General features: G+C 70.8%; 11 protein-coding genes. 10 read left to right on the forward strand and 1 reads right to left on the reverse strand.

What is annotated here, in order from left to right:
• Nucleotides 1-3: 3 nt before the first annotated feature.
• Nucleotides 4-231, reverse strand: a complete 228-nt coding sequence (locus L2I40_RS01570) for a hypothetical protein (RefSeq protein ID WP_237213098.1) — start codon at nucleotides 229-231, stop codon at nucleotides 4-6.
• A gap of 223 nt (nucleotides 232-454) precedes the next feature.
• Between L2I40_RS01570 and L2I40_RS01575 the strand changes: the two genes are divergently transcribed.
• The 10 genes from L2I40_RS01575 to L2I40_RS01620 are packed head-to-tail and all read left to right on the forward strand — an operon-like array spanning nucleotide 455 to nucleotide 12,093.
• On the forward strand, nucleotides 455-1,672 hold the full coding sequence (locus tag L2I40_RS01575) for an ABC transporter substrate-binding protein (protein WP_237213099.1): 1,218 nt from the start codon (nucleotides 455-457) through the stop codon (nucleotides 1,670-1,672).
• A gap of 42 nt (nucleotides 1,673-1,714) precedes the next feature.
• Nucleotides 1,715-2,557, forward strand: coding sequence for a branched-chain amino acid ABC transporter permease (locus L2I40_RS01580; RefSeq protein WP_237213100.1), 843 nt, complete (start codon nucleotides 1,715-1,717; stop codon nucleotides 2,555-2,557).
• Nucleotides 2,554-3,504: a branched-chain amino acid ABC transporter permease gene (locus L2I40_RS01585; protein ID WP_237213101.1), complete on the forward strand. Its 951-nt coding sequence runs from the start codon at nucleotides 2,554-2,556 to the stop codon at nucleotides 3,502-3,504. The genes L2I40_RS01580 and L2I40_RS01585 overlap by 4 nt, the downstream gene beginning before the upstream one ends.
• Nucleotides 3,501-4,259, forward strand: coding sequence for an ABC transporter ATP-binding protein (locus tag L2I40_RS01590; RefSeq protein ID WP_237213102.1), 759 nt, complete (start codon nucleotides 3,501-3,503; stop codon nucleotides 4,257-4,259). The genes L2I40_RS01585 and L2I40_RS01590 overlap by 4 nt, the downstream gene beginning before the upstream one ends.
• Complete coding sequence (locus L2I40_RS01595; protein ID WP_237213103.1) at nucleotides 4,252-4,953, forward strand: ABC transporter ATP-binding protein; 702 nt, start codon at nucleotides 4,252-4,254, stop codon at nucleotides 4,951-4,953. The genes L2I40_RS01590 and L2I40_RS01595 overlap by 8 nt, the downstream gene beginning before the upstream one ends.
• A 10-nt stretch (nucleotides 4,954-4,963) precedes the next feature.
• Nucleotides 4,964-6,355 carry an MmgE/PrpD family protein gene (locus L2I40_RS01600; RefSeq protein ID WP_237213104.1) on the forward strand — a complete coding sequence of 464 codons (1,392 nt, stop codon included), beginning with the start codon at nucleotides 4,964-4,966 and terminating at the stop codon, nucleotides 6,353-6,355.
• Nucleotides 6,352-8,028: a hydantoinase B/oxoprolinase family protein gene (locus L2I40_RS01605; protein WP_237213105.1), complete on the forward strand. Its 1,677-nt coding sequence runs from the start codon at nucleotides 6,352-6,354 to the stop codon at nucleotides 8,026-8,028. The genes L2I40_RS01600 and L2I40_RS01605 overlap by 4 nt, the downstream gene beginning before the upstream one ends.
• Entirely contained in the window at nucleotides 8,025-10,079 is a 2,055-nt protein-coding gene (locus L2I40_RS01610; RefSeq protein WP_237213106.1) for a hydantoinase/oxoprolinase family protein, read from the forward strand. Before L2I40_RS01605 ends, L2I40_RS01610 begins: the two co-directional genes overlap by 4 nt.
• Before the next feature lie 5 nt (nucleotides 10,080-10,084).
• Nucleotides 10,085-10,693, forward strand: a complete 609-nt coding sequence (locus L2I40_RS01615; RefSeq protein ID WP_237213107.1) for a cysteine hydrolase — start codon at nucleotides 10,085-10,087, stop codon at nucleotides 10,691-10,693.
• The gene (locus L2I40_RS01620; RefSeq protein WP_237213108.1) at nucleotides 10,690-12,093 is read left to right on the forward strand and encodes an FAD-dependent oxidoreductase; all 1,404 of its coding nucleotides are present in this window, start codon (nucleotides 10,690-10,692) and stop codon (nucleotides 12,091-12,093) included. Before L2I40_RS01615 ends, L2I40_RS01620 begins: the two co-directional genes overlap by 4 nt.
• The last annotated feature ends 2 nt before the right edge of the window (nucleotides 12,094-12,095 follow it).

Here is a 12,095-nt window from a genome sequence, read left to right on the forward strand (position 1 = left end):
GGCTCAGCGGCGCGGCGTGCGCGGCGGCGCCGGCTCGCGCGGCGGCGGGCTGCTGGCGATATCCGCCTCGAGCTCGCGGATGCGGGCCACCAGCGTCGTCCGCAGCGAGGGCGACGACTGCGGCTTGAGGTTCGCCAGCGTCTCCTTCAGCTCGGCGAGCAGCCGCTTCTTCTCCTGCGGCGAGCGCCGGATCGGACGATTGTCGGAGAACTGTCCCTCGAAGGATCGCATGCCTTGTCCCTCCCCGGCTTCGGCTTCGATTGCCCGGGTTAGGGGGGCTCGGCGCGCCCGTCAACGCGCCGCCCTCGGCCGTTGCGCACGTCGGCGTGACGGTCGAGCCCGCCGCGCGGCAGTCGTCCGGACAACATCTTGCCTCCCGGCGCAGCCCGGCGCAGAAGACCGCAGGGGCGCGCCGCGGAGACGCCGCTGCCCGGCAAGCAGGGAGAACACGAGGATGCCGACCGCCTTCACCGCTTCGCGCCGGGCCGTCCTGCTCGGCGCCGCCGCGACGCTCGCCGCGCCGCGCATCGGCGGCGCGCAGCCGGCAGCCATCCGCCTCGGCATCCTCCAGCCGGTCACCGGCGCCCTGGCGCAGGACGGCGAGTACGGTCGCCTGGGCGCCGAGCTCGCGATCCAGGAGATCAACGCGACGGGCGGCATCCGGGCGCTGGGTGGCGCGCAGATCCAGATGGTGTTCGGCGATGCGCGCTCCACGCCGGAAGGCGGCACGGCCGAGGTCGAGCGCATGAACAGCGAGGGCGTGGTCGCGATCGTCGGCGGCTTCGCGAGCCCGATCGCGCTGGCAGCGTCGCAGGCGGCGTCGCGCTACGACCTGCCCTATGTGGTGGATGTCGGCGTCTCCGACGCGATCGTCACGCGGGGGCTGCGCAACACCTTCCGCTTCGGGCCGGGCTTCGGCGCGGTGACGGGGGCCGCGCTCGACAACCTCGTCACGCTGAACAACGCCGCCGGCCGCCCGGCCCGCACCGTCGTCGTGGTGCACGAGGACGGCCTGTTCGGCTCCGGCATGGCGCGGCTGATGCAGCAGCAACTGCCGCAGCGCGGCTTCGAGATCCTGGAGACGATCAGCCATCCGACGCCGGCGCGCGACATGTCGAACATCGCGCTGCGCATCCGCGCCCTGAACCCGGACCTGATCATCCCGAGCTCCTACTACGCCGAGTTCGTGCTGCTGTCGCAGACGCTGCAGCAGCGCCGCATCCGCCCGAAGGGCATCTACTGCGTGCTGAACGGCGCGGCGTCGAACTTCCGCTTCGTCCGCGAATTCCCGCAGGCCGCCAACCTGGTGATGGACGTCAACCACTGGGCCGATCCGCGTAAGCCGCGCACCGCGGAACTCCGCCGCCAGGTGGAGGCGACCAACCGCTTCTGGCTCTACAACACGCCGCTGAACTACTCGGCGGTGATGCTCGTGGCCGACGCGCTGGAGCGCGCGGGCCGTGCGGACCGCAACGCCGTGATCGAGGCGCTGGCCGCCACCGACGGCCGCTTCACGCGCCACATCATGCCGTATGGCCCGACGCGTTTCGTCAACGGCCAGAACCAGTCGGCGCAGGCGGTGAACACCCAGGTGATCGACAACGACATCAAGGTGATCTTCCCGACCGACTTCGCCGACGCGCGCCCCGTCTTCCCCTGGCCCTCGATCTGACCGTCTTTGCGATCCTATCCGCCTGAGATCATCGGGGAGGCCGTGCTGAACGGCCTCCTCACCGGGGCCATCTACGGCCTGGTGGCGCTGGGGCTGACGCTGGTCTACGGCGTGCTCCACATCATCAACTTCGCCCATGGCGCGCTGCTGACGCTGGCGATGTACGCCGCCTTCGTCGCCTGGAAGGTCTTCGGCCTCGACCCCTACGTCGCCATCCTGCCGCTGGTGCCGCTCTTCTACCTGCTCGGCTACGGCGTGCAGCGCTACGTGATCGGGCCGGCGAGCCGGGGCGAGGATTCGAACATCCTGCTCGTCACCCTCGGCCTCTCGATCGTCATCGAGAACATGATGCTGGCGATCTTCCGCTCCGACACGCTGTCGGTGCAGGTGCCCTACGCGATGGAGGTGGTGGAACTCGGGCCGATGCTGCTGGGCTTCCCGCGGGTCGTCGGCTTCGGCGTTGCGTTCGTCGTTGCGTTGGTGCTGTTCGTGCTGCTGACGATGACCGACACCGGCCGCGCGATCCGGGCCGTGGCGAAGGAACGTACTGGGGCCGCCCTGGTCGGCATCAACGTCAACCACGTCTATGCCGTCACCTTCGGCATCGGTGCCGCATGCCTCGCCGTCGCGGCCTGCCTGCTGCTGCCCTTCTTCTATGTCAGCCCGCGCGTCGGCAACGCTTTCGTCCTTGTTGCCTTTACCATCGTGGTGCTGGGCGGCATGGGGAGCGTGCCGGGCGCACTGCTGGGCGGGCTGTTCATCGGCGTGGTGGAGAGCCTGTCGGGTCTCTATTTCGGTGACAGCCTGGGCCAGATCGGCATCTTCCTGATCTTCATCCTGGTCCTGCTGTTCCGCCCGACGGGCCTGTTCGGGGCCAAGGCGTGAGCACGCGCGACCTGGTGCCCATCCTGGTGTTCGCGGCGGTGGCGGCGCTGCTGCCGGTCTTCGTCACCGCGAACACCTGGCTGAACTTCGCCGTCTTCACCCTGATCATCTGCCTCGCCGCCCAGGGCTGGAACATCCTCGGCGGCTATGGCGGGCAGTACAGCTTCGGCCACGCCGCCTTCTTCGGCACCGCCGCCTATGCCACCGCCATCCTGCAGGTCCGTTACGGGGTGAACCCCTATCTCGGCTTCGGCTTCGGGATCGCGGCGGCCGCTGTCGTCGGCTGGATCATCGGCGCTCTGTCCTTCCGCTCCGGCCTGCGCGGCAGCTACTTCGCGCTTGTCACCCTGGCCTTCGCCGAGGTCTTCCGGGTGCTGGCCAACGCATCGGAGATGACGGGCGGGGCCGCGGGCATCCTCATCCGCCTCGACGTGCGGCCGGAGAATTTCCAGTTCGCCTCCCGCGCCACCTTCTACTGGATTGCCCTGGCGCTTGTCGTCGCGGCGCTGGTCGTGACCCGCGCGCTGGAGCGCTCGCGCCTCGGCGCACAACTCGTCGCCGTACGGGAGAACGAGAGCGCGGCGCGGGCGCTCGGCGTGGATGCGCTGCAGGTGAAGCTCTCCGCCATCGCGCTGTCCGCCGCCATCACCGGCGCGGCCGGTGCGCTCTACGCGCAGTACTTCCTCTACCTCGACGCCAACATCGCCTATGGCACCTGGATCAGCGTGGAGGCGCTGCTGGCGCCGATCATCGGTGGTGCGGGGACGGTCTTCGGACCCGTGCTCGGCGGCATCATCCTGCATGGCCTGTCGGAGTTCACCAAGTCGCTTGTGGGCCGCATCCCCGGCGTGGACCTGGTCATCTTCGGCATCCTGCTGATCGTCGTCGTGCGCTTTCCGCCGCGTGAGATCCCGGGGCTGATCCGGATGTGGCGGGGGCGGCGATGATCAAGCCCGATCCCGCCTTCCTCTCCGTCCACTCGGTCTCGAAGCGCTTCGGTGGCCTTCTCGCCGTCTCCGATGCCAGCTTCACCGTGGCGGAAGGCAGCATCACCGGCCTGATCGGCCCGAACGGCGCCGGTAAGACCACGCTCTTCGCCATCGTCTCCGGCTTCGAGAAGCCGACGAGCGGCAACGTCCTCTGGCGCGGCGAGGAGATCACCGGCCGCCCGCCGCACCTGCTCGCCCGCGACGGCATCGCACGCACCTTCCAGATCGTGCAGCCTTTCGCGGGGCTCAGCGTGCGCGAGAATATCGCGGTCGGCGCCTTCCTCCGCCACCGGCGGCGCGCGGAGGCGATCGCGGTCGCGGAGCAGGTGGCGGAACGCGTCGGCCTTTCGCGCGATCTCGACAAGCCCGCCGCGGCGCTCACGGTGGCGGGACGCAAGCGCGTGGAACTCGCCAAGGCGCTCGCGACCGGCCCGAAGCTGCTGCTGCTCGACGAGGTGCTGGCCGGCCTCAACCCGTCCGAAGTGCGCGACATCGTCCCGGTGATCCGCGCGATCCGCGACGGCGGCATCACCGTCTTCATGATTGAGCATGTGATGCAGGCGGTCATGAACCTCTGCGAGGCGGTGCATGTGCTCGCGCAGGGCCGCATCATCGCCGGCGGCACCCCCGCCCAGGTCGTGCGCGACCCGGCCGTGGTCGAGGCCTATCTCGGCCATGGCGCGGCAACCAGGCTGGCGGGCCAGCATGCTTGAGGTGCGGGATCTCCAGGCCGGCTACGGCCTGACGCGGGTGCTGGAGGGCGTCTCGCTCGAGGTGAAGGCGGGCGAGATCGTCGCCGTGCTCGGCTCCAACGGCGCCGGCAAGACGACGCTCAACATGGCGATCAGCGGCCTGGTGAAGCCGCGTGCGGGCGAGATCGTGTTCGACGGGACGCCCATCACGGGCCGTTCGCCGGCGGAGATCATGGGCCTGGGCCTGATCCAGGTGCCCGAAGGGCGCAAGATCTTTCCGAACCTGTCGGTGCGGGAGAACCTGGAACTCGGCTCCTACCGCCGCGCCAAGGCGAACCGCGCGCGCAACCTGGACCGCGTCTTCGAGACCTTCCCGCGGCTGCGCGAGCGCGTCGGCCAGGCCGCCGGCACGCTCTCGGGCGGCGAGCAGCAGATGCTCGCCATCGGACGGGGCATGATGGCGGAGCCGCGGCTGCTGATCCTGGACGAGCCCTCACTAGGCCTCTCGCCGCTGCTGGTGGAGGAGATGTTCGCGCTGATCCGGCGCCTGCATGGCGAGGGCTTGGCGATCATGCTGGTCGAGCAGAATGTCGCGCAGTCGCTCGAGATCGCCGACCGCGCCTATGTGCTGGAGCATGGCAGCTTCGCCCTCTCGGGCCCCGCCGCGCAGGTGCGCGAGGATCCCGAGTTGAAGCGCGCCTATCTCGGCCTTTGAGGAGCGTTGCATGGCCATCGTGACCAAGGGCGTGGAGCCGGCCTCGGTGCTGATGGCGGCGCCACCGCCGGCCTGGCTCGAGGAATGGTGCGGCTTCGCCGCCCGGCTGCGCTTCGCCGACCTGCCCGCCGAGGTGGCGCAGCGGACGCGACTCGCGCTGCTCGACAGCATCGGCGCCATCGCCGCCGGCGCGCAGGAAGCCGAGGTGCAGGCGCTGGCGGCGCGAATGGTGGCGCGGGAAGGCGCGGGGGAGGCGCCGGTGATCGGCCTGCCGCTCGCGGCGCGGCCGGGGACGGCTGCGTTCCTGAACGGCACCGCGGGCACCATGCTGGAGCTGGACGAGGGCAACCAATATGCACGTGGCCATCCCGCCATCCATGTCGTGCCGGCGCTGCTCGCCGCGCCGCGCGGCGACGGCGCGGCGCTGCTGGCGGCGCTCGCCCTCGGCTACGAGTTCGGCAGCCGCGTCGGCATCGCGAGCAAGCTGAATGTCGCGATGCATCCGCATGGCACCTGGGGCACGCTGGGGGCGGCGATCGGGATCGCCAAGCTGCATGGCGCGACGGCGGATGAGTTCCGCGGCGTCGTGAACATGGCGGCCTCGCTCGGCCTCGCGACGTCCCGCAAGACGATGCTCGAGGGCGGCACGGTTCGGAACACCTATGCCGGCGTGTCCAACATGCTCGGCCTGACCGTGTGGGACCTCGTGCGCGCCGGCTTCGAGGGCGAACGCGACGGCGTCGGCACCGTCTTCGGCCATGTCAGCGCAACCGAGTTCCGGCCGGAAGAGATGACGCGCGAGCTCGGCTCGCGCTGGGAGATCGCGCGCAACTACTTCAAGCGCCACGCGGCCTGCCGATACACCCATGGCGCGCTCGATGCGCTCGGCCTGATCCTGGCGCGGACCGGCGCGCTGCAGCCCGACCAGGTGCGCTCCATCGAGGTGGATACCTATGTCTGGGCGGCGCAGCTCGACAGCCCGCTCGCGCCGAACATGCTGGCGGCCAAGTTCAGCATCCCCTTCGCTCTGGCGACCACGATCGTGCATGGCGCCGCGACCGTGCCGGCCTTCCGTGGCCCGGCGCGCGAGAATCCGGCGGTGCAGGCGCTGGCGCAGCGCGTGATGGTCAACGAGGACCCGGCGCTGACGGCGCAGCTGCCTGGCCTGCGTCCGGCGCGCCTGCGCATCACCATGCAGGACGGGACTGTCCACGCGGCCGAGGTCACGACGAACCGCGGCGACACCGAGGACCCCTACACCGAGGCCGAGGTCCGCGCGAAGTTCCGGGAACTGGCCGACCCGGTCTATGGCGCGGCGCGCGCGCAGGCGATCGAGGAGGCGGTGCTCGCGCTCGGCCCGCACCAGGAAGCCGCCGCGCTGACGGAGCTGATGGCGCGATGAGTTTGGATCCCGTCACGCTGGCCGTCCTCAAGGGCCGGCTGGAGCAGATCGCGGACGAGATGGACGCGACGCTCTACCGCAGCGCCTTCAACCCGATCATCGCGGAGGCGCGCGACGCCTGCCACGGTCTCTACCACGCGGAGACCGGTGCGACGCTCGTGCAGGGCACGAAGGGCCTGCCGATCTTCGTTGGCGCCATGTCCTTCGCCGTGCAGGCGGTGATCCGGCGCGTGCAGAACGGCACGCCGCTCGACCCCGGCGACACCTTCATCTTCAACGATCCCTATGAAGGCGGGACGCATCTCAACGACTTCCGCCTGGTACGCCCGATCTTCCGCAACGGCCAGCTGTTCTGCTGGGTGGCGAGCGTCGGGCATTGGCTCGACATCGGCGGCAACGTGCCGGGCGGCTACAATCCGCGCGCGACCGAGAGCCACCAGGAAGGCGTGCGCATCCCGCCCGTGAAGCTGATCCGCGCAGGTGTGATGCAGCAGGACGTGCTGGACATCCTCGCCGCCAACACCCGCGTGCCGCAATCCAACTGGGGCGACCTGAACGGCCAGCTTAACGCCCTCGATCTTGGCGAGCGCCGGCTGATCCAGCTGATCGAGGAGCATGGAGAGGCGAAGCTGCAGGCCGCCTTCACGGCCCTCGCGGATCGCGCGGCGGCGTTGATGGAAGCCGAGATCCGCACGCTGCCGGAGGGCAGCTACAGCTTCGAGGACTACCTCGACAATGACGGCGTCACCGACGAGAAGCTGACCATCGCGCTCGACATGACGCTGCGCGACGGGCGGATGCTGCTCGACTTCTCGCGCAGCAGCCCGGCCTGCCTCGGCCCGATCAACATCAGCCGCGCGACCAGCGTCGCCGCCTGCTACGTCGCGCTGAAGCATGCCTTTCCCGACGTTCCCGCCAATGCCGGCGTGCTGCGGCCGATCGAGTTCGTGATCCCCGACAGCACGCTGCTCGGAGCCGGACCGCCGCGGCCGGTCGCCGGCTACACCGAGACCATCCTGCGCCTGATCGGCGTCATCTTCGGCGCGCTCGGCAAGGCGGTGCCGGAACGTGCGACGGCCGCACCCTTCGGCACCATCAACGCGCTCTCGCTGTCGGGCCAGCGCGCGGACGGCACGCGCTGGGTGATGTTCTCCTTCTTCGGCGGCGGCTTCGGCGGCAATCCGGAGACGGATGGGCTGCACCACGCCAACAACCCGATCTCCACCGCGACGATCCCGCCGGCCGAGATCCTGGAGGCCGCCTATCCGGTGATGTTCACCCAATGGGCGCTGCGGCCCGATTCCGGCGGCGCCGGCCTGCATCGCGGCGGCGTCGGCGCGATCTACGAGATCGAGGCGCTGTCGCCCGGCACGACGGAGATCGCGCTGCTTGGCGAGCGCGGCCGCTATGCGCCCTTCGGCGTCACCGGCGGCCATGACGGAGCGCTGACACGCTTCGCCTGGCAGACGCCGGAGGGCTGGGAGAGGCCGCCCATGGCCAGCAAGGTGGTCGGCGTGAAGATCCAGGCTGGGCAGCGCGTGCGCCTCGAATCTCCCGGCGGCGGCGGCTGGGGCGATCCGGCGCAGCGCCCGCGCGAGGCGGTGGTGCGCGACATCCGCCTCGGCTTCGTCACCCCCGACGCCGCGGCGCGCGACTACGGATACCGGGCATGAGCGGCAAGCCGATCGTCGGCGTCGATGTCGGCGGCACCTTCACCGACCTGTTCCTGTTCGACCCCGGCAGCAACGCCTTCCGCACCGCCAAGGTGCCGTCCAACCGCGGCGACGAGGCGGTGGGCTTCATGAACGGCCTGCGTGCCCTCGGCGGCCCCGCCGGCTTCGAGGCGATCGTGCACGGCACAACGGTCGGCACGAACGCGCTGCTCGAGCGCAAGGGCGCGCGGCTCGGCGTGATCACCACGCAAGGCTTCCGCGACGTGCTGGAGATGCGCCGGCGCGACCGTCCGCGGACCTGGGGCCTCTGGGGCGAGTTTTCCCCGGTTGCCGAGCGCGACATGCGGGTCGAGGTACCGGAACGCACGCTGGCCAACGGCACGGTCCACACGAAGGTGGACCTCGCCGCCGTGCAGGATGCGGCGCGCGCTTTGCTGGCGCGGGGCGCCGAGGCCTGTGCGATCGTCTTCATCAACAGCTACGCCAATCCGGAGAACGAGCGCGCGGCGGCTGCGGCGGTCCGCGCGATCTGGCCCAACCCGCATGTCAGCGTGTCGTCGGAGATCCTGCCGGAGATCCGCGAGTTCGAGCGCGCCTCGACCACCGCGCTCAACGCCTATCTGCAGCCCGTCGTCGCCAGCTATCTCGGCAAGCTCGAAGGCGCGCTGGACGGCGCCGGCTTCGATGGCCGCTTCCACATCGTGCAGTCGAATGGCGGCATCATGTCCACCGCGACGGCGCGCGGCATCCCGGCGCGCACGGCGCTGTCCGGCCCCGCCGCAGGCGTGATCGCGGCGGCCGCCATCGCCCGCGCGGCCGGATTCGAGAATGCGATCACCTGCGACCTCGGCGGCACCTCCTTCGACGTCTCGCTCGTCACCGGCGGGCGGATGGAGCTCGCGGCGCAGGCAACGATCGACTTCGGCCTCGTCATCCGCAGCCCGATGATCGAGATCACGACGATCGGCGCCGGCGGCGGATCGATCGCCCATGTCGATCGCGGTGGCCTGCTTCAGGTGGGACCCGAGAGCGCCGGCAGCCGGCCGGGACCGGTCTGCTATGGCCAGGGCAACACGCGCCCGACGCTGACCGACGCCAATGTCGTACTCGGCCGGATCAACGCCGACCGGCCGATCGGCGGCGCACTCACGCGCCTCGACGTCGAGGGCGCCAAGGCCGCGATTGCGGAACATGTCGGTACGCCGCTCGGTCTCGACGCCATGACGGCTGCCGAGGCGATCGTGCGCGTTGCGAATGCGCGCATGGCCGGCGCGATCCGGCTGGTTTCGATCGAGCGCGGCCATGATCCGCAGAGCTTCGTCGCGCTTCCCCCCGGCGGCGGCGGTGCGCTGCATGTCGGCGCGCTGATCAAGGAAGTGGGCCTCAAGGCTGCGCTGGTGCCGCGCTTCCCGGGCGTGACCTCCGCGCTCGGCTGCGTCATCGCCGATGTGCGCCACGACCAGGTGCGCACGCTGAATCTCGCGCTTGAGGGGCTGGACGCCGCCGCGCTCGACCGCCGCATGGTGGAGGAAGCCGCCGCCGCGCGCGCCGTCGTAGAGGCAGCCGGCCTGCCTGTCGCGCGGCTCGAGATCCGCTTCGAGCTCGACATGCATTACGCCGGCCAGACGCACACGGTCGGCGTGCCGCTGCCCGTGCATGTCATCGGCGACACGACGGGCGTGTCGGAGGCGATCATCCGCGGCGCCTTCGAGGCCGCCTACCAGCAGGCCTTCTCGCGGCTGCTGCCCGGCCTGCCGGTGCGCATCGTGACGCTGCGCACGGCGGCGATCGGCATCCGCCCGGACTTCGATCTCGCTGCACTCGCGCCGCCAGCGGATGCGACGCTGGACGGCGCGGCGCGCGGCGCGCGGCAGGTCTGGTTCGACGGCGCGTGGCATGCCGCGACGGTGTGGTCGCGGCTCGACCTGCCGGTCGGCGCGCTGGTGCATGGCCCCGCCATCCTCGAGCAGCCGGACGCGACGGTGGTGGTGGATCCCGACCTCACCGCCCGCGTGGACCGCTTCGGCAACCTGATCATCGAGCGCGAGTGACGCCCATGTCCGCCGACGAGATCCCGATCTCCCAGACAGCGCTGCTGCTCTGCGACCTGCAGAACGACTTCATCCATCCTGACGGGGCGTATGGCCGCGCGGGGCAGACCGCGGCTTCCATCGCCGCGCTGCCGGCGCGTCTCGAGCCTCTGGCGGATGCGATGCGGGCGAAGGGGGGCTGGATCGCCTCTACCCACTTCACGCTGTTCACCGGCCGCAACGGCGAGCCCTTCATCGATCCGCACCTTCGGAAGCTGCGCCCCTTCCTGAAGAAGGGTGACTTCGTGATGGGCAGCTGGGGCCACCAGGTGGTCGCGGAGCTGGCGCCCTCCGACCTGCCGGTCGAGAAGGTCGGCTATGACGCCTTCTACGCCACGCGCCTCGAATGGATCCTGCGCAAGGTCGGAATCCGCAAGCTGCTCGTCGCCGGCATCGTCACCAATGGTGGCGTCTCCTCAACCGTGCGCGGGGCGCATGTGCGGGAGTTCCAGGTGACGGTGCTTGAGGATGGCTGCGGCGCCTTCACGCAGGAGCTGCACGACACGGCGATCGCCGCACTGCGACCGGTGGCGGAGATCAGCACCGTCGCGGCGGAGCTCGCGAAGCTCGGATGACCGAAGCGCGCGTCGTCACCGAAGCCGATCCGGCCTTCGAGACGGAGGTCCCGGTCGCGATCATCGGCGCCGGCGCCGCCGGCCTGATCGCCGCGCTGTCCTGCCGTGCGGAGGGCATCGAGCCGCTGGTGATCGAGCGCGACCCGGTTCCGCGCGGCTCGACCAGCCTCTCGGCCGGGCTGATCCCGGCCGCCGGCACGCGCTTCCAGCGCGAGCGCGGCATCGCGGACGACGCCGCCACCTTCGCCGTCGACATCCAGCGCAAGGCGCATGGCCAGGCCGATCCGGCGCTCGTGGCGCTCGTCTCGCGCAACGTCGCGCCGGCGATCGAATGGCTCGCCGACGCCCATGCGCTGCCCTTCAGCGTCGTGCACGACTTCGACTATCCGGGCCACAGCAACCGCCGCATGCACGGCCTGCCGAGCCGCAGCGGCGCCGAGCTGGTGGACCGGCTGCGCCAGGCCGCGGAACAGGCCGAGATCCCGATCCTGACCGAAGCGCATGTCACGACGCTGGTCCGCGATCCCTCCGGCGCGATCCGCGGCCTCGTCGCGGAACGCCCGGACGGCAGCGCGGAGCGCATCGGCGCGCGCGCCGTGGTGCTCGCCTGCTGCGGCTATGGCGGCAACAAGGCGCTGGTGCGGAAATACATCCCCGACCTCGCCGATGCGCTCTATTTCGGCCATCCCGGCAACGAGGGCGAAGCCGTGCTGTGGGGCGAGCAGCTCGGCGCGACGCTGCGCGACATGACGGGCCATCAGGGCCACGGCTCCGTCGCGCATCCGCAGGGCATCCTGGTCTCCTGGGCCGTGATCATGGAAGGCGGCTTCCAGGTGAACCTGGACGGCGACCGCTTCTGGAACGAGAGCAGCGGCTATTCGGAAGCCGGCGTCGCCGTGCTGCGCCAGCGCGAGGGCGTGGCCTGGGACATCTTCGACGCGCGCATCGCCGGGATCACGCGACAGTTCGAGGATTTCCGGCAGGCCGAGGCGCAAGGGGCGGTGATCACCGCGCCGACGATCGAGGAGCTGGCTGCCAGGACGAAGCTGCCGGCCGACCGCCTGCGCGCCAGCTTCGATGCCGTCGAGCGCCAGAAGCGCGCGGGCACGCGCGACACCTTCGGGCGTGACTGGTCGCGCGGCGCCCCGCTGACGGCGCCATTCTGCGCGGTGCGCGTGACCGGCGCGCTGTTCCACAGCCAGGGCGGGCTCGCGATCGACGGCCGGGCGCGGGTGCGGCTTGCGGATGGCTGGGTCGTGCCGAATCTCTTCGCGGCCGGCGGTGCGGCCTGCGGGGTGAGCGGGCCGGAGGCGTCGGGATATCTCTCCGGGAATGGTCTGCTGACGGCGGTCGCGCTCGGGCGCATCGCGGGGCGGGAAGCGGCGAAGGTGGCGGGGTAGGG

The sequence above is a fragment of the Falsiroseomonas oryziterrae genome, from assembly GCF_021864505.1.
In the GTDB taxonomy this organism is placed as follows: domain Bacteria; phylum Pseudomonadota; class Alphaproteobacteria; order Acetobacterales; family Acetobacteraceae; genus Falsiroseomonas; species Falsiroseomonas oryziterrae.